30 protein-coding genes are annotated in these 20,980 nt (G+C 30.9%); 2 read left to right on the top strand and 28 right to left on the bottom strand.

Annotated elements, in window-relative coordinates; all coding sequences use genetic code 11:
* Window positions 1-56 precede the first annotated feature (56 nt).
* The 4 genes from PW52_RS02505 to PW52_RS02490 form a co-directional block, all read right to left on the bottom strand.
* Window positions 57-1,652: a S41 family peptidase gene (locus tag PW52_RS02505; protein ID WP_044631356.1), complete on the bottom strand. Its 1,596-nt coding sequence runs from the start codon at window positions 1,650-1,652 to the stop codon at window positions 57-59.
* Entirely contained in the window at window positions 1,652-2,083 is a 432-nt protein-coding gene (locus PW52_RS02500) for a deoxycytidylate deaminase (RefSeq protein ID WP_044631355.1), read from the bottom strand. Before PW52_RS02500 ends, PW52_RS02505 begins: the two co-directional genes overlap by 1 nt.
* A gap of 201 nt (window positions 2,084-2,284) precedes the next feature.
* Window positions 2,285-2,875 carry a HupE/UreJ family protein gene (locus tag PW52_RS02495; RefSeq protein ID WP_044631354.1) on the bottom strand — a complete coding sequence of 197 codons (591 nt, stop codon included), beginning with the start codon at window positions 2,873-2,875 and terminating at the stop codon, window positions 2,285-2,287.
* 61 nt (window positions 2,876-2,936) lie between these two features.
* On the bottom strand, window positions 2,937-3,890 hold the full coding sequence (locus PW52_RS02490; protein WP_044631353.1) for an NAD-dependent epimerase/dehydratase family protein: 954 nt from the start codon (window positions 3,888-3,890) through the stop codon (window positions 2,937-2,939).
* Window positions 3,891-4,042: 152 nt separating this feature from the next.
* Here PW52_RS02490 and PW52_RS02485 point away from each other — a divergent pair, with 152 nt between their 5' ends.
* Window positions 4,043-4,570: a hypothetical protein gene (locus PW52_RS02485; RefSeq protein WP_044631352.1), complete on the top strand. Its 528-nt coding sequence runs from the start codon at window positions 4,043-4,045 to the stop codon at window positions 4,568-4,570.
* Window positions 4,571-4,639: 69 nt separating this feature from the next.
* Here the strand turns inward: PW52_RS02485 and PW52_RS02480 are convergent, their stop codons facing one another.
* Entirely contained in the window at window positions 4,640-5,353 is a 714-nt protein-coding gene (locus PW52_RS02480; RefSeq protein WP_044631351.1) for a hypothetical protein, read from the bottom strand.
* A 253-nt stretch (window positions 5,354-5,606) separates the two neighbouring features.
* Between PW52_RS02480 and PW52_RS02475 the strand changes: the two genes are divergently transcribed.
* The gene (locus PW52_RS02475) at window positions 5,607-6,074 is read left to right on the top strand and encodes a CBS domain-containing protein (RefSeq protein ID WP_044631350.1); all 468 of its coding nucleotides are present in this window, start codon (window positions 5,607-5,609) and stop codon (window positions 6,072-6,074) included.
* A gap of 64 nt (window positions 6,075-6,138) precedes the next feature.
* Here the strand turns inward: PW52_RS02475 and PW52_RS02470 are convergent, their stop codons facing one another.
* From PW52_RS02470 to PW52_RS02365, 23 genes are all read right to left on the bottom strand, one after another.
* Window positions 6,139-6,807, bottom strand: coding sequence for a hypothetical protein (locus tag PW52_RS02470; protein ID WP_044631349.1), 669 nt, complete (start codon window positions 6,805-6,807; stop codon window positions 6,139-6,141).
* Window positions 6,808-6,833: 26 nt separating this feature from the next.
* Window positions 6,834-7,181: a hypothetical protein gene (locus tag PW52_RS02465; RefSeq protein ID WP_044631348.1), complete on the bottom strand. Its 348-nt coding sequence runs from the start codon at window positions 7,179-7,181 to the stop codon at window positions 6,834-6,836.
* Between the two features lie 104 nt (window positions 7,182-7,285).
* Entirely contained in the window at window positions 7,286-7,639 is a 354-nt protein-coding gene (locus tag PW52_RS02460) for a hypothetical protein (RefSeq protein ID WP_044631347.1), read from the bottom strand.
* Window positions 7,640-7,804: 165 nt separating this feature from the next.
* Window positions 7,805-8,230: a hypothetical protein gene (locus PW52_RS02455; RefSeq protein WP_044631346.1), complete on the bottom strand. Its 426-nt coding sequence runs from the start codon at window positions 8,228-8,230 to the stop codon at window positions 7,805-7,807.
* Window positions 8,231-8,239: 9 nt separating this feature from the next.
* Window positions 8,240-9,424, bottom strand: coding sequence for a YHYH protein (locus PW52_RS02450; protein ID WP_044631345.1), 1,185 nt, complete (start codon window positions 9,422-9,424; stop codon window positions 8,240-8,242).
* Between the two features lie 198 nt (window positions 9,425-9,622).
* Window positions 9,623-10,078 carry a DoxX family protein gene (locus tag PW52_RS02445; RefSeq protein WP_044631671.1) on the bottom strand — a complete coding sequence of 152 codons (456 nt, stop codon included), beginning with the start codon at window positions 10,076-10,078 and terminating at the stop codon, window positions 9,623-9,625.
* 64 nt (window positions 10,079-10,142) lie between these two features.
* A complete protein-coding gene (locus PW52_RS02440) occupies window positions 10,143-10,709 on the bottom strand; it encodes a Crp/Fnr family transcriptional regulator (RefSeq protein WP_044631344.1) in 567 nt (188 codons plus the stop codon).
* A 67-nt stretch (window positions 10,710-10,776) separates the two neighbouring features.
* The gene (locus tag PW52_RS02435; RefSeq protein ID WP_044631343.1) at window positions 10,777-11,289 is read right to left on the bottom strand and encodes a phosphohydrolase; all 513 of its coding nucleotides are present in this window, start codon (window positions 11,287-11,289) and stop codon (window positions 10,777-10,779) included.
* 50 nt (window positions 11,290-11,339) lie between these two features.
* Window positions 11,340-11,834, bottom strand: coding sequence for a MepB family protein (locus PW52_RS02430; RefSeq protein ID WP_044631670.1), 495 nt, complete (start codon window positions 11,832-11,834; stop codon window positions 11,340-11,342).
* Window positions 11,835-12,197: 363 nt separating this feature from the next.
* A complete protein-coding gene (locus PW52_RS02425) occupies window positions 12,198-12,557 on the bottom strand; it encodes an SdpI family protein (RefSeq protein WP_044631342.1) in 360 nt (119 codons plus the stop codon).
* Between the two features lie 2 nt (window positions 12,558-12,559).
* Window positions 12,560-12,862 (bottom strand): DUF3784 domain-containing protein, encoded by a 303-nt coding sequence (locus tag PW52_RS02420; RefSeq protein ID WP_044631341.1) that lies wholly within the window; start codon window positions 12,860-12,862, stop codon window positions 12,560-12,562.
* Between the two features lie 163 nt (window positions 12,863-13,025).
* On the bottom strand, window positions 13,026-14,135 hold the full coding sequence (locus PW52_RS02415) for an alpha/beta fold hydrolase (protein WP_044631340.1): 1,110 nt from the start codon (window positions 14,133-14,135) through the stop codon (window positions 13,026-13,028).
* Window positions 14,136-14,563: 428 nt separating this feature from the next.
* Window positions 14,564-14,971, bottom strand: a complete 408-nt coding sequence (locus PW52_RS02410; RefSeq protein WP_044631339.1) for a hypothetical protein — start codon at window positions 14,969-14,971, stop codon at window positions 14,564-14,566.
* A gap of 421 nt (window positions 14,972-15,392) precedes the next feature.
* On the bottom strand, window positions 15,393-15,773 hold the full coding sequence (locus tag PW52_RS02405; RefSeq protein ID WP_044631338.1) for a hypothetical protein: 381 nt from the start codon (window positions 15,771-15,773) through the stop codon (window positions 15,393-15,395).
* Window positions 15,760-15,987 carry a hypothetical protein gene (locus PW52_RS02400; protein ID WP_044631337.1) on the bottom strand — a complete coding sequence of 76 codons (228 nt, stop codon included), beginning with the start codon at window positions 15,985-15,987 and terminating at the stop codon, window positions 15,760-15,762. Before PW52_RS02400 ends, PW52_RS02405 begins: the two co-directional genes overlap by 14 nt.
* Window positions 15,988-15,996: 9 nt before the next feature.
* The gene (locus PW52_RS02395) at window positions 15,997-16,236 is read right to left on the bottom strand and encodes a BON domain-containing protein (RefSeq protein ID WP_165586747.1); all 240 of its coding nucleotides are present in this window, start codon (window positions 16,234-16,236) and stop codon (window positions 15,997-15,999) included.
* 5 nt (window positions 16,237-16,241) lie between these two features.
* A complete protein-coding gene (locus PW52_RS17500; RefSeq protein WP_165586746.1) occupies window positions 16,242-16,385 on the bottom strand; it encodes a hypothetical protein in 144 nt (47 codons plus the stop codon).
* Window positions 16,386-16,740: 355 nt separating this feature from the next.
* Window positions 16,741-17,160, bottom strand: coding sequence for a DUF2147 domain-containing protein (locus tag PW52_RS02390; RefSeq protein ID WP_044631668.1), 420 nt, complete (start codon window positions 17,158-17,160; stop codon window positions 16,741-16,743).
* On the bottom strand, window positions 17,160-18,173 hold the full coding sequence (locus tag PW52_RS02385) for an NAD-dependent epimerase/dehydratase family protein (RefSeq protein WP_044631336.1): 1,014 nt from the start codon (window positions 18,171-18,173) through the stop codon (window positions 17,160-17,162). The genes PW52_RS02390 and PW52_RS02385 overlap by 1 nt, the downstream gene beginning before the upstream one ends.
* Before the next feature lie 60 nt (window positions 18,174-18,233).
* A complete protein-coding gene (locus tag PW52_RS02380; protein WP_044631335.1) occupies window positions 18,234-18,803 on the bottom strand; it encodes a Crp/Fnr family transcriptional regulator in 570 nt (189 codons plus the stop codon).
* A gap of 98 nt (window positions 18,804-18,901) precedes the next feature.
* A complete protein-coding gene (locus tag PW52_RS02375; protein ID WP_044631334.1) occupies window positions 18,902-19,492 on the bottom strand; it encodes a hypothetical protein in 591 nt (196 codons plus the stop codon).
* Entirely contained in the window at window positions 19,482-19,955 is a 474-nt protein-coding gene (locus PW52_RS02370; RefSeq protein WP_044631333.1) for an RNA polymerase sigma factor, read from the bottom strand. The genes PW52_RS02375 and PW52_RS02370 overlap by 11 nt, the downstream gene beginning before the upstream one ends.
* Window positions 19,955-20,884, bottom strand: a complete 930-nt coding sequence (locus PW52_RS02365; protein ID WP_044631332.1) for an alpha/beta hydrolase — start codon at window positions 20,882-20,884, stop codon at window positions 19,955-19,957. The genes PW52_RS02370 and PW52_RS02365 overlap by 1 nt, the downstream gene beginning before the upstream one ends.
* Window positions 20,885-20,980: the final 96 nt, after the last annotated feature.

The following is a 20,980-nucleotide window of genomic DNA, read 5'->3' as shown; positions in this document are numbered from 1 at the left end:
TAGTATTTAATAAAATATATGCAAAGAAGCTCGATTTTTTATCGAGCTTCTTTATATTAGTTAGTTTCTTCTTTACTCATTTTTATAACCTCGTCTATCATAATATCATTTTGGTTATAAACTTCATTAAAAGCACCACTACCAAAAAGTTGGTCGGCAAAGGTAGCCTTTATGTATTGTTTTACTTCGTCGTGATAGGCAACAAAAGTAATTTGGGCTTGGGCTCGTAGATTTAAATAATCTTGAAAAGCAAAAACCAAATCGTCGTTTACTTGATAGTTTTTTATAAAATCTTCTCTCGACATATTATCAAATGCATGACGATCTAGTTCTAATTCCTCAAAAACAAAATTGCCAAAAAAACCACGACGCTTTAAAAAAGACAATGTTTCATTTTGCATGCTCGTATCAAGCGGAACAAAAACATCGGGTATTATGCCGCCACCGCCATAAACCACTTTACCACCAGGTGTTACAAATTTTAATGAGTCATCTACGTGAATTTTATCAGAATCTAATAATTCACCGCTATTTAAGCGATCTAAGTATTCATCGTAATAATCTTTGTTTCCATGATCGTAGGGACGCTGGATAGAGCGACCTGTAGGTGTGTAATATCTTGATACGGTTAGTCTTACTGCGCTGCCATCACCTAAATCCATTTCGCGTTGTACTAATCCTTTACCATAAGATCGTCGACCAACAATGGTGCCTTTATCGTTATCTTGTAATGCACCCGCAACAATTTCACTTGCGGAAGCACTATTTTCATCGATTAATACATAAACCTTACCATCTTCAAAATCACCTTTATCGGTTGCAAAGCTTTTTTCAATATCACCGCGTTTGTTTTTAGTGAACAAAATAAGTTTATCATCTTCTAAAAACTCATCTACAATTTGTTCGGCTATTCCTAAAAATCCACCTGGGTTATCGCGCAAATCTAAAGCGATTTGTGTCGCTCCTAAAGCTTCAAGTTTTTTCAAGCCTGCTTTAAATTCTTTATATGTTGATTCGGCAAATCTGTTTATTTTTATGTAACCTAAATCATCGGTAAGCATGTAAGCGGCATCAACACTAGTAATTGGTATGGTACTTCGCTTAACAGTAAAATCTAGAAGTTCTGGTTCACCACGACGATAAACCTTTAAATTAACTTTAGAGTTTTTTTCGCCCTTAAGTTTTTTTACAATTTCAACATCTTTAAGTTTATCGCCAATTAAGGTGTCTCCATTGGCCATAATAATACGGTCACCACCTTTTATTCCTGCTTTGGCGCTTGGGCCATTTTCCAATGCACGAATTACGGCAATAGTATCACGGTAAGTATAAAAACTAATACCAATACCAACAAAATCACCTTTCATTTCTTCGGCAACGCGTTCCATATCTTCTTTTGGGATGTAAACCGAGTGCGGATCCAGATTGTTTAATATGCCATTAACTGTAACATCAACAATACTATCGGTATTAATGTCATCAACATAATCGTATTCAATATAATCAATAAGCCGGTTTAGTTTATCCTTTTTGCTGTTTTTGGTAAATAATCTATCGGGAGAATCTGTGAAATTTAGTTTTCCACCAATAAAAATACCGGCGGCAATTGCAGCGCCTAAAATTAAGGGTAAGTATTTTTTTTGGTAACTCATTAAACTATTATATCTTCAATTTGTTCTATTATAACACCAGCACGCTCTAAAAATTTTAAGCCTGAATCGTCTTTATAAGCCTTATGATAAACTACTTTTATAATACCTGCTTGGTGAATTAATTTACTACATTCCTTACAAGGCGAAAGCGTAATGTAAAGCGTAGCACCTTTGGCCGATTGCGTAGATGCCGCCACTTTTAATATGGCATTGGCCTCGGCGTGTAAAACATACCATTTGGTGTAACCTTCGTCGTCTTCACAAAAATTCTCGAAACCCGTTGGCGTGCCGTTATAGCCATCAGAAATTATCATTCTGTCTTTAACAATAATAGCACCAACTTGTTTGCGTTTACAATATGACAATTTACCCCATTCTTTGGCAATTCTTAAGTAGGCTTTATCGTATTTAAGTTGTTTGTTTTTTGGCATTAAAATTCAATTTGGGCGTTACCCGCAAGGGGTCAGGCTTTTCGCTATATCTTTTTATGCAATAAAGTTTTAAACTTACAATTAAGCATAAGTTTAGCATAAAAAGGATGCCGCTGCAATCCTTAACGCAAAAACACTATAACGAATATACGTTGTAAGTATTTTAAAAGCAACGTAAGTTAGTTAAACTTTTTATAACGATTAAGCTAAATAATCGCTGTTTAATATCATTGGTATTACCAAGCCAATTACAATGGCCGATAAAACCATAACCCAATCGCGTTTAGAAAACCGAAATAATGTTTGTACTAAATATCCTAAGAACAGTACAATAAAAACAATAATAATTTGAGCAAGTTCTATACCCAATGCAAACTCTAGAAGTAAAATAAGTTTGTTATCTGATTTGCCTAGAAACATTTTAAACTCTCGGGCAAATCCTAACCCATGAATTAAACCAAAAAATAAAGTCGATAAAAATAATACACCAACTTTTTCTTTTTGAGCTCCTTTTCCAGCAGTAAAAACGTTGTAAAGTGCTACTATAAAAATAGAAACGGGAATTAAAAACTCAACTATGGTTGCATTTACACTTACTATATTGTAAGCAGCTAAAACTAGGGATAAGGTATGACCAAGAGTAAACATAGAGACTAAAAGTAAAACACGTTTCCAGTCTTTAAAAAGGTATGGTACTGTTAAAGCAATAAGAAATAATACATGGTCGTAAGCATTTATATCGAGCACATGGTTAACACCATACTCCACATTAAACCAAAAATCTTGAAGCATATTATTTTTTCTTTAGGTTGCTCAAATATACAATTTAAAGTATCTCTTTATTGTTAAAAATTTATTGGTTATAATTTTTACTTAACTGTGTTAGCATTTCTTCGGTAATTTCATCTAAATTAAAATCATGTTTCCATTTCCAGTCTTGTCTTGCATACGAGTCGTTAATGTTTTTTGGCCAGCTGTTCGCAATTTCTTGTCGGTAATCGGGATTATACGTTATTTTAAAGTCTGGTAAACGTTGTTTTATACTATTAGCAATAGATTCGGGAGTAAAACTTATAGCTGCCAAATTGTAAGAGGACCTAATTTTAATAGTATCGTCTGGAGCTTGCATAATATTTATGGTGGCTTTAATAGCATCATCCATAAACATCATTGGCAACTCGGTATCGGCTTTTAAAAAGCATTCGTATTGATTGTTTTTAATAGCTTCATGGTAAATTTCAACAGCATAGTCTGTAGTGCCGCCACCTGGTAAGGTTTTCCAACTAATTATACCTGGATAACGAAGGCTTCTTACATCGACATTATATTTATTAAAGTAATATTCGCACCAACGCTCGCCAACTTGTTTGGTAATGCCATAAACAGTCGATGGTTCCATAACCGTATATTGCGGTGTATAATTAACAGGCGTTGTAGGTCCAAAAACAGCAATGCTTGATGGCCAAAATACTTTTTTTATAAATTTTGCCCGTGCTAAGTTTAACACATTAAATAGGGAGCTCATATTTAAATCCCAAGCTTTCATAGGATATTTTTCGCCAGTGGCACTTAACATAGCAGCCATTAAATAAATAGTATCAATGTTATATTTTTCAACACAAATTTTAATACTGGCATAATCTTGAGCGTCAACAATTTCAAAAAGGCCGGAATTGACAATGGATTCGTTATTGTAACTTATGTCGCTGGCAATTACATTTTCTTCACCATAAATAGTTCGAAGTTTAAATGTTAATTCTGAACCTATTTGTCCACCAGCACCAATAATTAATATTTTAGAGCTCATTTTAAATGTGATTTATGAAAACTTTTCAAAAATAATAAGATTTTATTGAAAATATTATATTTTAATTTCATTATTTTTTATTTATCATAAGGCCATAAAATAATACGATAAAAACGGCTATTGCGTTATATTTGCATTGTAAATAATATTAAATGAAAATAAATTTTAAAGGTTTCATAATTTTAACTGTGCTACTTGTTTTTCTGTCCTGCAAAAAGGAGTCAGAAACAACGGAAGTTACACAGGAAGAAAAAGAAAAACACGTGCATTTAGTAACCGAGCAAGAAGTTGCGAAGTTAAAGTATGTAGATTTTGTATTAGATTCCAAAACCGAAAATGCGATAAAAGATTGGAAGCCTTATTTTGAGTTACTTAATGTTATTAGTGAAGTAAAACTTGGAGATTTAGGTTTTTTTATTGCTGAAGAAAATGAAGTTGACTTATTGTTGAAAAATTTAGATAAAAGCATTCCCGATGCTGTAAATAGCCCATCAATAACGGCTCGAATTTTAGTATTAAAAACAACGATGCTAAAACTTAAAAGTTTAGCTAATCTTGATAATACAAATAGAGACGAACTTTTATTAGCCATAAAAGAATATTTAACGGCCTTTAGTAATGTTAATTTTCAAATGAATAAAAAGATTGAATTCGATGTTCGCGAAATTGAACGACCGTAATTTTAAAAATATAAAATAAAAAAAGCTCTATTTTAAAATAGAGCTTTTTTTATTTTATTACCACTATAATTAATTTTTAGTTTGTTCTTCTTGAGCTTGTAAGGCTTGTTTTTGGCGTAATAATTCAGTTTTAGTTAACTGAATTAAGTTGAAGTTTGGTGCCGATTTTAAAGCTGCATCCAGAATATCGACAGCCGCATCAATATTGTTTTTTCGATCTTTATTAAAAGTATTTAGAGCGTTTAAATACATAAAAGCCGATTTTAAAGGTACTTCGTAAGGTTGTTGGGTTTCAAAATATGCTTTTTTCATATCGTCTTTTGCATTTGCTAACCCATAGTTTATGTGTTTTTCAACTTCAGAATTATTTTGGGTAGTCATATTAAGCTCGGCTAAATCATACGCGATATAAGGATTTGGTTTACGATTAAACATTTCTTGAAAATGTCCAATTGCCAATTCTGGTCGCTTTAAAGCTTTAAGAGAAACTGCTTTAACCTCTAAAGCAATGTCGGAATCGGACGATTTTTTTTCAAAACCTATAGTGTTAATCGCTTGTCTATATTGGTTTTCGCTCATATAAATATAAGCAAGAGTATCTTTTCTGGCTTGCGAAGGTTGTAATACATTTAAATGTGTCATGGCATTAATAATACCTTGTACATCCCCTTGTAATTTCATTTGGTTGTAATAGGCCTCGTAGTGCTTTAATAAATCGGTATTAGTTTGCGAATGTAAACTAATAGCAAATACAACTAAAGCTGTGGTCAATAATTTTTTCATTGTTCTTATTTAATTTTTTTGTGCGCCAAATCTATAAAAATATATGCTTTTTTTAGTAAAAGATATGTAATTATTTCTTTTTTAGGTTAATAACCAAAACAATTATGTATTTAACTTTATCATATTTTTATAGAAATTAATGTTTTGTAGTTATAAATACCATGTTTTTAATGAGTTACAATGTTGTAATTTAGGAAGTTTGAAAAAATATACATATATTTAAGTTTACTAACTATTTAAATAAGACTAAATTATGGGAATTAAAAGTTTTCAAGGGGCAAGGCGAATGCAAACAACAACTGTTGACGATTCTCCACTAAAAGTGAGTGATTATATGACTACTAATTTAATTACCTTTTCGCCTAACCAAACGATTGAAAGTGTAATGCAGGCCTTAATAAAAAACCGAATTTCGGGTGGTCCTGTTGTAAATGAAAAAAATGAATTGATTGGTGTCATTTCTGAAGGTGATTGTATAAAACAAATTAGTGAAAGCCGATACTACAATATGCCTATGCACGATAGTACTATTGAAAAGCACATCACTAAAAATGTTGAAACTATTGATGGTAATATGAATATTTTTGATGCGGCTAAACGTTTTTTAGATGCTAAAAGACGTCGTTTTCCAATTGTTGAAAACGGTAAGCTTGTTGGGCAAATAAGCCAAAAAGATGTGTTAAAAGCCGCTATGCAATTAAAAGGACAAAACTGGAAGTAAACTAGTTTTAAAACATTGTAAAAAGTTGAATTGAAAGCCTTATAAACTTTTAATTCAACTTTTTTTATGCTTTTGCTTTTGGAGAGTCTGTAATAATTAGTTTGTGTGTTTCGCTACTTTCTAATGTTGCAATTTTCGAATAATTGTAACCTTCAATAGGTTCGCTTAACGATTTTAATTTCGAGATGCCACCAACAGTTATGGTTTCTCCTATTTCAATGATACGTTCTGTATATTTTAAACTCTTGTTAATGCCAAACCAATTTTTGTTTTCTACACCTAATGTTTTTAAAACTGCAGCAAAATTTTCGTTAGGTTTATTAAAAAAGCCCGATTGTAATTTATGGTCTTGCTCCATATACAGCAAGTAATTGTTCTTTGTAGGCTTTATCATAACTTGATCGCCTTTAGTTTCTATAAAAAAATCTTGAATATCTTCTTTTTTTATTAGGGTTTTCCATCGAGTGTGTTTGCCATTACTAACACGTTCTTTAACTTCAAAAATGTAAGCAATACAAGGTCGTTTTGTATATGGTGCTATAAAAGGTTCGCTAACTTCTAAAACAGTTCCCGATATTTTTGTTGGTTGGTTAGTTTTAAATTGTGTTGACGATTTTGGCGTATATGTTTTTAATTGTCGTAATACCGTGTTTTTTGAATTAAAATAAGTAGTTGCTATTATTATTGCAGCGGTGATAATAAAAAAAATGATAATGATTGTAATTTGAGCCATGTTTTAGGTTTATATGTCACGTTTACTTATTCGCGTTTAACTAGCAAAAAGTACTCATTTTCTAGTTCTAAATAACCTTGGTCGTAAACAAAATAATAAATGCTACCTTCTTTAGTGGTGTAAATACTGGTAAAATAGTTAAAATCGAAACCTTCTTGGGTAAGTTTTTTTCTTGTAGTTTTGGTTTTTCCGGAGGTGTTTGCTGTTTCTAAAATGCGCCAATTTTTGCGTAAGCGGTTGTTAATGTTTCTAATTAAATTTTTACTGTCTTTATTTATATTGTTATTGTATGCGTTACGACAGTAGTCACTACAAAATTTTTTATCGCTTCGACCAATGAGCTTTTCGTTGCATTCTAAACAGGTTTTTTGCATATAGGTTAAGTTTTACTTAGGTCTAGTTTGGTAGTTTAAATTTATTTATGAAGGATTAAGATCTTGGTTGGCATAATTATTTAAAAAATTATACTGTGTCATTTTTAGCTGTTTTTCCGTTTAGTTTTCTTCTCTTTTACTTTTAAATATTTATGGTGTGCAATTATTGTTTTATTGTCTGGAATTCCTGTAATGTCGACATTGTAACGAAGTGTAATTAATTTTTCTTGATATTTTTCCATTTTTAGCTTTTGTTGTTCCTGGGCTAAAAGATCTTTTTTGGTTAGTATTTTATTTTCAAAATCTTCACAGTTTACTTCTTTCCATTCCAATTTCTTTTCATAATGAAAGCATTTTGCGTAGCATTTTCCGGGTGTAAAGTTTGGTGGAACATCAAAATTTTGAGCCGTTAAATTTAAAAACGTAAACGAAAGTATTAGTAAAATTATATATTTCATTTGTTTTAAGTTCTGTAATTAAAACGTATTCAAGCTTATGGTTATGAGTGAAAATAGAATATTATACTCTAGTAAATATAATAAAAAGTACGAAATAACTGTGTTTTAAGCGTGTAGTATCAAGTCGTAACTAAATGGTAAATCTGAATTGTTTTATAAACTGTATTAACCTTTCTTTTTCTTATTTATAAATCCGTAAATAATATTAATCGGGAAAATTAATTGTCCGGCGAGGGTTAGTAAAACAACAAGCAGCACAATTGTGGTTGTGTTGTCGTTAAAGCTATGTTCGGTATTTATGACATTATGTAGTTTCGTTAAAATCCACGCTGTGCAAATGCCGCCAAAAGTTAGTATCATGTGAATTCTGTTTAACCATTTCGATAATTTAAATTTTTGCATAAGCCAATAACCTGCTCCTATAATTACAAAAACCATTGAAATTGCGATAGCTAAATACAAATGATCTATTATGAAATATGTGGCGTGAATATTAAAATCAGCAGAGCCATTACTTAAAATGCCAATAAGCATAATTACTGGAATAGCATATAAGAAAGCCAGATGTGGTTTTTCAATTAGTCTGTTCAAAATATTTTTTTACTCTTTTACTTCGGTGTAACCCGGTAAACCATGTAAACATTTTAAAACTTGGTTTTCACCAGGTTCTCCCGCGTGATAATGATAGCCTAGTATATTGTCGAAATGCCCACCACATTCATCTAAATCGGTAGGTTTGTTTCCATTTTTATCCAAAAGCCCGAATATACCAAAGCCATCGATGGCATAACCAATAAGTGGCGCGTGCGTATCGTTTTGAGCAATTTCTTTAGTCGATCCAGTAGCGGCGTGATAGTGATAACCTCCATGCGGATTTACGTGCCCGCCATGATCATCTAGAGGAGCGATGGTGTGAGCTGCTAATATGGCGTGAGTTGGTGCCGGCGGGTCGTAATTTACACCGTTAAAAGCAATGCCTATACCGCCTCTTCCAAAACTTTGAGTGGTTTTTAAGTATTTTGGAGTCGCCGGAATTACAAAAGTGGTTACTTGATCTTTAAAATATTCGGGTAAGCATTCCACGCAATAATTATTATACTTTTCTTCTACATCGGGTTTTGCTGCTGCTAAACAACCTTCTTCGGTATTGGTAACGTTTATGGTTCCATCTTCACGATATAATTTCCATTGGTTGTCACTATAAAATTCGTCTAGGTTTGCAATAAAATGTCCCGAAACATCATAAACTTTATCATCTTTAAACCAAATTCCTGCTTTTTCTATACCATCATCTATATGTTGCGGGCACCAAGGTCCCATAGGGTGTTCTGTGGCTTGCGAATGGGTTTTTATAACATAGCAAAGTGTTTCTACTCCGTTTAATTCTATCATTTTAGTTTGAATACCATCAATAATGTTTTCAGCTATAAAGTAATCTTTATTTACAGGAAGTACTTTTACAGAACGATCAATGTCGTTCGATAAATTTTTAGAGGTGTTTTCTTGTTGTGGTGGTTTATGATTGTGATTTTTTTCGGCATGGTTAAGTTCTTCTAAAGTTAAAACACCGTCGTTGTTACTATCTATATTTTTAAAGTCGTTTGAGAGAGGACCTTTGGCTTCAGTTTTAGATATTTTTCCGTCGTTATTACTATCCATTTCTAATATTAATTGCGACGAAGATGGTTTAGGTCCATTGGGTTCTTGTGGCTTATTTTTTTCTTGATTTGATTTACAAGAAATCAATATTACCAAGCTTATTGTTGCAATTATGATGTTTTTCATTTTATAGATTTTTTGTCTTTAGGTTTTAAAGGATTAGCGAAAAAATGATTTCGAAAAAGAGCCCGATTATAGCCTGAGTTGGTTTCGTTTAGAAATGGTATTGACTTTACCTTCCTTTGTTTTTTAAATATACTAAAAATCCATAGATGAACCGATACTTCAACTATGGATTAAACGATTTTTGAGTGGGGGTTTTTATTAAATAATTCTGATTGAACTTAAATATGTCCAAGCAATAAACAGAAATTGTAACGGAATTCTAAACCATAAATAAGAAAGCCCTTTGCCGTTAAAAGTGCCTTTTTGAAAATCGATGTTATGCAAACAAGCATAAATATTTGCTGGTAACATTAATACCAGGAAAATAATTAATGCCCATGCGCTAACCACTTTTAATTTTGGTATCAATAAACCAATGGCTAATAAAATTTCGAAAATTCCTGTGAGATAAACCAAGTTTGTTTTGAAAGGTATAAATGGTGGAATCATCATCGACATGCCTTTGGTAAACACGAAATGCCCAATAGCTGTAAAGCATAACATTACAGACATAGCTATTCTTGCCGCCAAGGCAAAATGATATGCTTTATTAATTATTTTTATTGCGAAAATTGCAATTACAAAGCTTGTTAAAAGTATAATTAACGGTTTCATGTGGTCTTCTTTTAATTTGTTTGCAAAGGTTAAAAATGCGTTTAGAGAAAACAATGAACCTGGGTTAAGTAATTCGCTTTCGAATTCTGCTCAAGGCTTGAGGCGTAACACCAATGTAGGAGGCTATATATTTTAAAGGAATTTGTTTTAATAATTTTGGTCGTTCTTCAAACAAGTTTAAGTAGCGTTCTTCGGCCGATTGGTTTAATAAAGAAATCTCTCTTTTAGATTTTATTAAAAACATATTTTCGGCCATTATTCTCCCAATATAATTGCCGCTTTCGGTTTTATTGTAAACTTCTTGTAGGTCTGTAAACGATATGCGCCACAATGTTGTAGTGGTTAATGTTTCAATTTGATATTGCGATGGGTTTTGGGAAATAAACGAATCGTAAGCGGTAACAAATTCGTTTTTAAACAGAAAGCCAAATGTTAAATCGTGTTCTTCAAATGGAATATAAAACCGGATGATGCCTTCAGAAATAAAAGATAAATAGTTTTCTGTTTCTCCTATTTTTATAAGATTAGTGTGCTTTTTTAAGGTTACTTGCTGCAATTTTGAAGAAAAGAAATCCCAATCTGAATTATTCATTGGGTAAATTTTAAAAATGAATTTTTTAAGTTCCTCCATTTTTGCTTGAGTTTTAAGCGATCAAAATAAGTGATTTTGGTTTTGTTTTAAGAGTTTTGGGCTGTATCTAATTTTTCAATATGGTGTTGAGGTGTTCTGAAACTTCTTCGCAGCCTGAAACAAATATTTTAGACACAAAAGTTTCATGTTCTTTTTTATATTGTTCGAACATACTAGAGCCATAGTTTTTAGAATAAGTTACATTCGCAATTCTGTCGCAAAACTTTATAAACGAAGCATTTTTAGTTTCTCTAATGCCTTTATAATATTTGTCGTTTGCTCTTTCTGCTCTGGTACGGCCTTTTTCGTTTGTTAAGGCATAAGCAAGATCCGAAATTGTTTGGTTTGTTACCTTTTTTACACCGTTGTATGTTTCTCTTGTGTCTTCAATTATATCATGCACCCAACACGCTGCCAACACGTTTTCGCGCTCGTTTGTTTCAACAGACTCGATAAATTTTTGAGCTGTTTCGAACACCATATTCAAGTGGTAATCATAATCATGATTGTCATATTTTTGGTTTACACTCTTATGTTTTTTAATCGCGTAGTCTTTGGTTTTATCTAAAATGCTCACCATGTTTTTAGACTTATTTGTGGTTAATTATAATTGCAGATAAATGTTTGTTTTTATTTATGTCGGTATAACTCAACCACCTGTTTAAGATTGGTTGTGTTATTTATTTCGAAAAAATAGTTCGATTGCCATTTTTGTGTGCGTTCGGCTTGTTTGCTTTTTGGGACATCCCAAGTTGGATAAACGCGAAATCCTCGTTTACCTTCTTTGTTTTGGGTTGAGATAATACCTTTATTAATGAGCACAGACTTAGGAAAAACAAACTGCCCAAAACTACTGTTAGCGCTTACATTTACAATGTAAAAGTCAATATTATCGTTAGCATGAAAAGGCTCAATAATGCCGTTTTTGTTTCTTTTCCAGAAGGTTACAAATTGCCCGACTTTATTAGGTGTTATTTTAGCAGTTCTACTTAAAATTTGAAGTCCGTTAAGTTCAAACCGACATGCGTGATAAGCTTTACCTTCTGTTTCTGTTTTAAAGTTCGAAATGTTTAGTGCACATGCATCGTAAATTTCGGTTTTAATTTGTTTCAGGTTTTTGTCCATTTTACGTTTAAATATGGCTTTTTTAATGGGTAGAATATTGTCGTATTTTAGTCGCTTTTGCAAGTAGTTTCGGTACCTAATTTAGCAAATAAAAACCGAATTAAAAATCATAAGTAAAACTGAAAAAAATAATTGGACAAACACGTTATTTTTAGCCGTAAGAAAAGTTTATTGACCTAACGAAACATAAATTTTTTGAAGAGTGTAAGTAAATTGCTGATAGACTGGAGAAAAAATATTGAAGAATTAGTTGTAAAAAGTTGATGTCATTGATTTTAATGATCGTAGCTCCAACACATATTTATTTCAAAGTACATACCACCAAACGAATAATCTGAAATAGCATTAAAAGTTTCTCTTTTGTTATTTATGCTTTGTGAATTTTTTCTTTATAGCGTTTTCAACGCGTATTATTAAAAATACAACTATAAGCATCATTAAAGCAAGCCCTAAAAGCATGCCGATTTTATCATCAGTCTTAAAAATTAACCCGATAACCGAAGTTAAAGTTAAAACAGCTCCAAGTTTAATCATTTCAATAGAAGCGAGTTTTTGCGAAAAGTCCCATCTTTCTTGGTTTTTCATTGAGCTTGACGTTCTGTAACCATAAAGCCCGTTAATTTTTTTGGGTGGAAATTTTAGCATTACAAATCCTGTGCTTATAAAAATTAGTCCAGACACTAACGGAATAAAAAACAAGGGATTGTGAAAGGATAAATTCATTATTAAATTTTATATTTTTTCGAGTTCGATGTAATTAATAAGTAAGGTACACCTATAATAATTGAAACCCAAAATGTATAATTTTCAATTTCGGGATTTCTGGTCCATTTAGCTACTAAGTAGCCCAAAATTAAAATTAAAGCCATTCCAAACATTACATTTCCAAAAACATTTGCGATGCCTTCAATATTATATTTTTGTTTTTCTTTTTTTGGCATTGTGTTATAACCGGCAATTAACCAATACATTTTTTTGTATTTTATTAAAATTCCAAGTACAATATATATTACAGCAGTTATTATCAAGTTATTCTTTTTTTAGTACTTTATTTTGTAATTGATAATCAATAATTTAAGGTTATTGGTGGATTGTGTAATTTTGGTCGAAAGTTCAGAATTTTTACTTTCAATTTCAGAATTAAGTTCTGTTTTAGCTTTTAATGGATTATATAAATTGCATTGACAGTAATTATTTCCCTAGTATGTCATTAATATATATTGAACGATATTTTTCTGGATATTCCACTTGAACGCCGTGTGTTCCATTTTCAAATAAAAACCATTTTTTAGATGGCGCAATAATTGAATCGAAGTACATTTTTGCTACAGCGGTTTCGGTAAAATGGTCGTTGTCGCCGTGCAAAATATAAACGGGCACTTTTAATTCTGGAACATCGCGCATTAAATTCATGTCGATAGCAGTTGGTTGTAAAATCGTAGCGGCTGGATAGTAGGATTCAGGACTATTTATCATATCGGTAAATTTTTCCTTAAACGTTAATCCATTATCTAAAAACATACTTTTAATAAAACTAAAATCGGTTTCTAATTTTATTGGAGCATACTTCATAACAATTTGTCGTTCTATTTCAAAAGCTTCAGCTACTGTATTTTTTGCATTTTGAACATAAGGAGGTTTTCCAATTTGTTTTAATAGATTAATTGAAACGGTGTCGTTGTGTTTTTGCGATTCAGACATTGCAAATTCATAAGATAACTTTTCTGAAAGCGAAAGATTCGCCATTAAACCGCTACCAATATAGGCGTGATATAATTCAGGCTGTTTTTGAACCATATAAGCTGCTACCGCCGTTCCCCATGATAAACCTTCAATGTAAATTTTATCTTTTTTAAAAGTCTTTTTTAAGTGATTTGATAGTTCTAAACCATCATCTACAATATGGTTTAGGGTAATGGACGAGTCGGGAATACTGTCATTATAAGCTAGTCCAGAACCTCTTTGTTCCCAATAACAAACTGTAAATATATCTTCTAAATCAATACCTGTAAGCTTGTAAATTATGGGTAAAATGGGTGCGCCTGGTCCTCCGTGAACTATTAGTAGCACGGGATTATTTTTGTCTTTCCCTCGAATAGTAATTCGTTGTGGCACTCCATTTATGGTCATATCCTCGTGCATAGCGATACTATTTGGAAGCACATTACCCTTTTCGTCTAAAAACGGTTCTTCGTTTCCAGAACTATTAATTCGTATTATTAGCAATACAACTAAAATAAATACAACAATTGCTCCTAGTAAAACCAAAAGGCACTTTCCTATTTTCTTTAATATTTTCATGTACTCTTAATTGGTTTTGTGGTGTTAACCGTTTGATTTGTTATTAGTTGCGTGTTTAAGCAACTAATTTAGCAAATAAAAACCGAATAGAATGTTCTGCGGGACTATTTATAAGTAGGCTAGAACTGGCAATTGATTTTGTACGGTGTTGTAAGTTGCAGCTACTTATATTAGAGCTTAAAGAACATAATTGAATGAAGTGTTAATTGTTTAAAATTCGTTATGTTTTTCCGTGCAGTTTTTATTTTCTTATTCAGGTGAGTAATTCTGCAACTTGCTCAATTCCGCAAGAGTTAATTTCGTGTTCAGTTCCGTTTTACGCAACGTTAATAAATTCCGTTTGAGTACGAATTCTGCGCATTTTAATCGTGTACCTGTCATGGTGTTGGCTAATATTTATAATAGGTAATTGAAGAATAATTCTACAATCACACCAAGGACAACACTGATAAGGCTCCTAAACTAGATAAACGTTTTAATTTAAATGTGTTTGAAAATGCCAACCATAGGCACAGCAAAGCACAAATCGCTAAAATTATGGTTCCATATAAAGGCACAATGCTATTGAAAAGCCCTATTTGATTAAAAAGGGGATCTAACAAAGCAGTAAAACCAAAGATAGCCAAAGTGAAATTTGATTTTTTATGTCCAATAAATAGATGATAGCTTGCAATTAACAATTCAACACTTATTGCTAAAGGACCATATTGTTTGTAGTATTCTCTTTTAAAATATACCTCGAAACCTTGTGGAAAATCAATCTTCGTTATAAAGGCTACACTCAGAGCTAGTCCAATAATCAATAATGATAATGCAATTGTCTTTCTTTTTTTCATGAGATCCTACTTAATGTTTATCAACGGGTTTTATTCGATGAAATTTTGTTAATTTTTAGTCAACCTATTTCGAGAAAGTTCAGGGTTCCTATTACTTACAACGTGTTTGTGTATAATTATTGGCGCGTTTAAGCACCTAATTTAGTAAATAAAAATCGAATAGAAAATCCACAAATATTTTCTTAATCAAACTTGCACCACCAGCAATTAATAATGGTCTTGTGTATGGCTCGTAGCGTGTAAGAAGGTAATATCTTTTCAGTTAAGCACAAGACAAATTTTTAAATTTTTACTTATAAACGCAAAAAAGCCAAATTTAAAAATTTGGCGATTTCGTAATTAAGCCTTAATCTTGGAATTATATCTAATTAGCTATGAGTTATATACGTTGTTAGCTGTAGTGTTTATTACCATTAGAATTTTATGTTTTTGCAAAATGATTTTTCACAAAAGCTATTTGTTCATTATCCGTAATATTATCTGACGATTCTATATCAATTTTTATATTCTGAAAATGCAAATCTTTATTCAAGTAATTATGAAGTTCTACTTTTGCGTTTGTTGGTCCAAATAGTAGTACATTTTTATATTTTAAAATTTGAGCTCCAATTTTGTCATAAAATTTTTCATTCATTTGCTGTCTTTTGTTATGCATAAGACTTTCGCTTCGAATCAAGGCTTCTTCCTTGATTTCTGAAGTGAATTTTGATTCAATAGAACGGCATTTTTTTTTTGATTTTAAATCAATCAAGTTCGCAACTGAATGATCCATCCAGATACCTAAATTATTATTCGTTTTCATAATGTTGAATTTTTGTGTTTTTTGAATATTTTTTTAATATTTGATCGAGGGAATCTAAATATCTTTTTAGTGCTTTGTTGCTTACTTTTTTTTGAGTTGTACAAAGAAAGGTACTGGGAATTTCATTTATGTATTCAAGCAGTTCAGGATGTTCCTCTTGAATTTTTATAGTTGTCAAGCGGATTTTATCATTAAGATTATTTTGAGATTTCATTTTAACACTTTAAAAATCAAGTTCTAGGTCATTATTTACATGCCAGATTCCAGGTGTTTTTCCAACAATGTGTTCTGCCCTCTCTTTTTGATATAAAGAAATTATTTTTCCAGAAAGTGTTACTGCGGTGCCTGACACTTTTATATTTATATCATTATGATTAATAGAACTTCGTTCAAGGGCATTTTTAACCTCTTTTTGTTTAATAGCATCTATTACATCAGACTTTAATTCTACATTGTTTTTCATCATTATTATTTTTTATTTTGTTGTTTTTTTATAGTGGTATCATCAATATTAAAATGGCTAGTTTGTTGGTTGATATTACCAGTTGGATTTGTTGGATGAGTCTGTTCTTTTGTTCTTTTAAATTTCTTTCTATCTTTAATCCTTCCCATGTTTTTTATTTTAATTGTTCATTTATAGTATACAGCTTTAATACTTAAACATTGCCAATACTATCTTAAAGTCAGTAACTTATGTTAAATACTTAACTATTAGTGCCTCTGCTAAAGTTAAGTTCAGCGAATATTTTTATTTCAAAGGATTATTTTAGCCTCTAATTTCTCTGCTATACCGAAATAGGGTTGTTTAGAGTTATGTAGCTTACATGCAGAAACGTCGCTCTACATTACAGCTAATATACGGTATTAGTTATTTTTTATTTCTTTTATTACTAATTCAGAAATATTCTTTGTGTTATAGTTTGCTCTTTTGTAGCCATTACTTATACAGGTTGTTCTATACCATTTTTTATTCTTTTCTAATCCAATATTGAGTTCTTCCAAAAACCGAAAATCCAAGAAAACCCCTTACTTTAAGTTTATCTTTGTTAATGGGTTCTAAATGGCAACTATAAATTTCTCCAGACTCAGGGTCTAAAATGGTTCCGTCATCAAATTTATTACCGTTTTTTTTAAGGTTTTCAATAATTATTAATCCAACAATGGGTTTGCCTTTTTTATCTTCTTTACATTTATCACAAACAGCATCTTTATCGCCAATAATATTTTTAATGATTTTCGCAAAATAGAGATTGTTCATTTCATAGATTTCAATAACAGCTTTTTTTTCGTTAGTGTCATCATCATAGGTTTCCCAACTTCCGAGTATTGTTTGTCCATTTGCAGAAATGCTTAATGCTATTATTAATAGTAAATATATGTATTTCATTATTTTATGTTTTTTTGTTTCCATTCGTTTTTTAAATATCCCATAGCTTCAATCAAGGCTTCTTTTGATGATTTAGGATTAAAACCAAGTTCATTTTTTGATTTAGTAATATCATAATCTTGTTTTAACCCATAAAACATATCTAAATAATGTTTTTGCAATTGGGGTTCTTTTCCCGTTAATTTACTTCCAAATTCCATTAATCCTGCCACAGAATACAGTAGACATTTTGGTACTTTTTTAGGTGTTTTTAATTTAAGTTCTGGAAATTGTTTTGCTGCTATTTTTACACTTTCTTGCATAGAAGTATGTTGTTTATTTGCCAAAATATAGCGTTCTCCGTTTCTTCCTTTTTGCATTGCGTTATATGAACCCAAAGCAACATCTTTTACATCAATCCAGTTAAGCGTAATGTTAGTATCAACCGGAACTTCTCCATTAATTATTTGATAAATTAAATTGTTAGAATAACTTAATTTATAAGCCTCATTGCCAATCATTGCAGAAGGTAAAACGAGGACGGTCCTAATCCCATATTTTTCCCCTAATTCTAAAGCAAGTTTGTCCGAATCATTTTTAGAATTGTAATACCAATTTCTTCGGTCTTTGTTATAACCATTGTCCACATTGCCGGGTAATTTTGTAAAATCTAAACTGGCTACCGAACTTACATATATGATATTCTTGATACCACATTCTTTTGCAATATCAAATACATTTTGAGTTCCTTGCATGTTATTATCATAAATTTCAGTTTTTGGATTTTTAGCCCACATACTAAAATTTGCTGCTACTGCATATAGGTTGGTGACTCCTTGAAATGCTTTTTTTAGAGATTCTCTGTCAGTAATATCAGCTTGCACAATTTCACAGTCTAAGCCTTTAAAAGGTTCAGTTTTATTGATATTTCTAATAGTTGTTCTTACTTTTTTATTTTTGGAAAGTAATAGTCTAACTAAATTGTTACCTAAATGACCATTTCCTCCTGTTACTAATGAAATTTCGTTGCTCATAAATTTAAATTTTGTTTGAGCAAATTTCGAGACCTTTTAAAGAATTAGAAATAACATTTGTTAGAAAGCGATTTGTTTTCGAATACGACTCAAAGATTGAGGCTCCATTCCTAAAAAAGAAGCAATATTATCAATAGACACATTTAAAGCTAATGTTGGGTGCTGATTTACAAATTTTAGATAACGTTGTTTTGCTGTTAAAGTTTGAAAATCTTTTACACGTTCTAATTTGCAATTTAAATGCGCATTGGTTACCTCTTTGACAAGTATTGACCAGAATTTTGTTTCTTTTTGTAAAATATCAAAATCTGGTTTTGAAATTTTTACAATTCTACAATCTGTGATAGTCTCATAATAATCTAATGATGGTGTTTCAGTCATAAAACTGTCTAAAGATGTGAAAAAATCGTGTTCTGCCACAAGGTGTTGGACCACAATTTTCCCATCAATATTTTGATATCCTTTTACAATTCCATTATCTAAGAAATAAATATATCGCTCAACTTTTCCAGCTTTTAAAAGATTAGTTTGAGCTGGTATTTCTTCAAAAACCAAATATTTTTTGATTAAATCAATCTCGTTTTGAGTTAAAGTAATTCTTGATTGTATGTAATTAATTAAATTTTCCATTGTTAAGTTGTAATGGTATAGAACGGTCTTGTATAACACCGTTAGTTACGGGTTAAATTAGCGATTATTTTCGGTTAAACGGTGTTATATGCTACCTTTTAGTCATTCATTTGATTATTCAATTTCTCAAATTCAACTAACAGCCTATTTAGTTTTGTGTTCTGTTTTGTAATTACTTTAGGTCTTAAATAAAACCAATTTATTGCAAACCAAATTAGGGTTATTCCATAAGTAATTATTCCCCAAGTGAGTGTCATTCTAGAAACATACTCAAAAAGATATAATCCAATTCCTAAAGATAGCATTATAAAAAACATACTTAACATTTTAGTTTGTTGGAATACTTGTGCTTTTTTTAACTTTATAAGTTGTTGAAGGTATTCCTTGCTATTTGGCTCTGTCTTATTTTTGGTAAGTAAAGAAAATTGTTTATTAAAAGGTAATAAATACATAATTGTAGCTAAAATAATCAATACAATACCAATCTTAGTAGTTATTAATTCAGGCTGATAATAATACCAAATAAAACCAATAAAAGATATGGTTAATAAAAGTGTAATGTTTACTATTATTAGTGTTAAAAAGCTTCTTTTTTTTAATTTATTTACTTTAGAATAAAGAATTTCCACATTTGGGGTTTCTGTCTTTTGTTTATTCCATATTTTTCTAAAATCTATATTAGTTTCCATTTTTTTTAAATTTTTGTGTTAATTTTTCTTTTATTCTGTGAATCTTAACTCTAACGTTGCCTTCAGACAGACCAACAATTTGAGCTATTTCCTTTTGATTCATATCTTCTAATTCTAATGATATTATGATTCGTTCTACTTCTTGTAGTTCAGAAATACACTGATATAAAAACTGAATATCCTTCTCTATGTTTGTGTTCAAAATTTCATCTTTAATATCTATTGGCAATTCGGACTTAGGCATTTTGTTATCTTTTTGAATCTGCCGTAAGCAGGTATTAGATGCAATTCTAAATATCCAAGTTCCAATAGAAGATTCGTTTCTAAATTTGGGTAATTGTTGCCAAACTTTAATAAATGTTTCTTGAGCTAAATCTTTTGCTCTATCAGTATCATTTACGTAACCCATACAAAGCCTAAAAACTTTTTGCCAGTGTGTTTTATATATAGTTTCAAAATTCATTATTCAGTCCATTTTTTTAATGCGTTAATAAATTTGGTTTGTTGGTCTATAAAGAGGTTATGCGAGCAGTTATTCATATATATAAAGTTAACGTCTCCAAGTATTTTTTCAATATTTTCTATTTGAGTTGCTGAAAACAGCCCGTCATCTTTACCATATAACCCGAAAACAGGGGTGCGATTCTTTAATATTTGTTTTAGATTGTCCTTTAAATCTATCGTTGTATAATTTTCGTTTTGCCAAAATCCTCTTGGTGCTTCATAAGTCATTTTTGAACTGTATTTTATAAGTAAAGAGTCTGTTTTAAATCTTTTATAGATATTTAAAGCTTCAATTGTTGGTTCTTTTGTATAATAAAACCCGTTTTGCATGGCGTGACTAAAACAGTATGAACTGTACTCTAATGAGCTTTTATCCATTTTCTCTAACATATTTATATAGTTAAGATTAACAGAATCTTTTTTACTTGTGTAAATTGATTTTGATGTCTTTAATATGGTTGAAAGGGTTTCTTGCATTGAAAGCGGTGCAGAAACGAGAATTATAGATTTAGTTTTATTTGGATATTTTTCTGCAAATAAGCTGGCAACTATACCACCGAAGCTGTGTCCTATTAATGTTGCTGATGTTAAATTAAATTTTTCGAAAATTAAATTTAAATCATCAAAGGTTTCATTAAATGTGAATTTTGCATCTTTATCTGGTGACCTTCCTTCTCCACGTCTATCGTAAGAAATGACATAAAAACCATTTTCCGAAAGTTTTTGAGCTGTTGTTGCTTCAAAACCCATAGAATTATATCCTGGTCCACCGTGAAGGAAGATAATCGGTTTATTATTGGGATTACCAAATGCTTTTGAATAAACTGTTTGAGCGTTAACTATGATTGTAGATAATACAAATACGAATATTGCTAGTATTTTTTTCATTTTGTTTCCTTTTAGTTTTCATTTAGATACAAGGAATGTCAAAATGTTACAAATTATTTTTTTCAGATGTCTAGTCCTGAAATATGGCTACAGGTT

This window comes from Neotamlana sedimentorum, from assembly GCF_000943565.1.
Lineage (GTDB): Bacteria > Bacteroidota > Bacteroidia > Flavobacteriales > Flavobacteriaceae > Neotamlana > Neotamlana sedimentorum.
Note: the sequence above shows the minus strand (reverse complement) of the source record. Positions and strands in the feature narration are given on the sequence as shown.

What these genes read in the sequence shown, in the direction of transcription:
- PW52_RS02505 (WP_044631356.1), bottom strand. Translation starts at nt 1,652, where the DNA reads ATGAGTTACCAAAAAAAATACTTACCCTTAATTTTAGGCGCTGCAATT.
- PW52_RS02500 (WP_044631355.1), bottom strand. Translation starts at nt 2,083, where the DNA reads ATGCCAAAAAACAAACAACTTAAATACGATAAAGCCTACTTAAGAATT.
- PW52_RS02495 (WP_044631354.1), bottom strand. Translation starts at nt 2,875, where the DNA reads ATGCTTCAAGATTTTTGGTTTAATGTGGAGTATGGTGTTAACCATGTG.
- PW52_RS02490 (WP_044631353.1), bottom strand. Translation starts at nt 3,890, where the DNA reads ATGAGCTCTAAAATATTAATTATTGGTGCTGGTGGACAAATAGGTTCA.
- PW52_RS02485 (WP_044631352.1), top strand. Translation starts at nt 4,043, where the DNA reads ATGAAAATAAATTTTAAAGGTTTCATAATTTTAACTGTGCTACTTGTT.
- PW52_RS02480 (WP_044631351.1), bottom strand. Translation starts at nt 5,353, where the DNA reads ATGAAAAAATTATTGACCACAGCTTTAGTTGTATTTGCTATTAGTTTA.
- PW52_RS02475 (WP_044631350.1), top strand. Translation starts at nt 5,607, where the DNA reads ATGGGAATTAAAAGTTTTCAAGGGGCAAGGCGAATGCAAACAACAACT.
- PW52_RS02470 (WP_044631349.1), bottom strand. Translation starts at nt 6,807, where the DNA reads ATGGCTCAAATTACAATCATTATCATTTTTTTTATTATCACCGCTGCA.
- PW52_RS02465 (WP_044631348.1), bottom strand. Translation starts at nt 7,181, where the DNA reads ATGCAAAAAACCTGTTTAGAATGCAACGAAAAGCTCATTGGTCGAAGC.
- PW52_RS02460 (WP_044631347.1), bottom strand. Translation starts at nt 7,639, where the DNA reads ATGAAATATATAATTTTACTAATACTTTCGTTTACGTTTTTAAATTTA.
- PW52_RS02450 (WP_044631345.1), bottom strand. Translation starts at nt 9,424, where the DNA reads ATGAAAAACATCATAATTGCAACAATAAGCTTGGTAATATTGATTTCT.
- PW52_RS02445 (WP_044631671.1), bottom strand. Translation starts at nt 10,078, where the DNA reads ATGAAACCGTTAATTATACTTTTAACAAGCTTTGTAATTGCAATTTTC.
- PW52_RS02440 (WP_044631344.1), bottom strand. Translation starts at nt 10,709, where the DNA reads ATGGAGGAACTTAAAAAATTCATTTTTAAAATTTACCCAATGAATAAT.
- PW52_RS02435 (WP_044631343.1), bottom strand. Translation starts at nt 11,289, where the DNA reads ATGGTGAGCATTTTAGATAAAACCAAAGACTACGCGATTAAAAAACAT.
- PW52_RS02430 (WP_044631670.1), bottom strand. Translation starts at nt 11,834, where the DNA reads ATGGACAAAAACCTGAAACAAATTAAAACCGAAATTTACGATGCATGT.
- PW52_RS02425 (WP_044631342.1), bottom strand. Translation starts at nt 12,557, where the DNA reads ATGAATTTATCCTTTCACAATCCCTTGTTTTTTATTCCGTTAGTGTCT.
- PW52_RS02415 (WP_044631340.1), bottom strand. Translation starts at nt 14,135, where the DNA reads ATGAAAATATTAAAGAAAATAGGAAAGTGCCTTTTGGTTTTACTAGGA.
- PW52_RS02410 (WP_044631339.1), bottom strand. Translation starts at nt 14,971, where the DNA reads ATGAAAAAAAGAAAGACAATTGCATTATCATTATTGATTATTGGACTA.
- PW52_RS02405 (WP_044631338.1), bottom strand. Translation starts at nt 15,773, where the DNA reads ATGAAAACGAATAATAATTTAGGTATCTGGATGGATCATTCAGTTGCG.
- PW52_RS02400 (WP_044631337.1), bottom strand. Translation starts at nt 15,987, where the DNA reads ATGAAATCTCAAAATAATCTTAATGATAAAATCCGCTTGACAACTATA.
- PW52_RS02395 (WP_165586747.1), bottom strand. Translation starts at nt 16,236, where the DNA reads ATGAAAAACAATGTAGAATTAAAGTCTGATGTAATAGATGCTATTAAA.
- PW52_RS17500 (WP_165586746.1), bottom strand. Translation starts at nt 16,385, where the DNA reads ATGGGAAGGATTAAAGATAGAAAGAAATTTAAAAGAACAAAAGAACAG.
- PW52_RS02390 (WP_044631668.1), bottom strand. Translation starts at nt 17,160, where the DNA reads ATGAAATACATATATTTACTATTAATAATAGCATTAAGCATTTCTGCA.
- PW52_RS02385 (WP_044631336.1), bottom strand. Translation starts at nt 18,173, where the DNA reads ATGAGCAACGAAATTTCATTAGTAACAGGAGGAAATGGTCATTTAGGT.
- PW52_RS02380 (WP_044631335.1), bottom strand. Translation starts at nt 18,803, where the DNA reads ATGGAAAATTTAATTAATTACATACAATCAAGAATTACTTTAACTCAA.
- PW52_RS02375 (WP_044631334.1), bottom strand. Translation starts at nt 19,492, where the DNA reads ATGGAAACTAATATAGATTTTAGAAAAATATGGAATAAACAAAAGACA.
- PW52_RS02370 (WP_044631333.1), bottom strand. Translation starts at nt 19,955, where the DNA reads ATGAATTTTGAAACTATATATAAAACACACTGGCAAAAAGTTTTTAGG.
- PW52_RS02365 (WP_044631332.1), bottom strand. Translation starts at nt 20,884, where the DNA reads ATGAAAAAAATACTAGCAATATTCGTATTTGTATTATCTACAATCATA.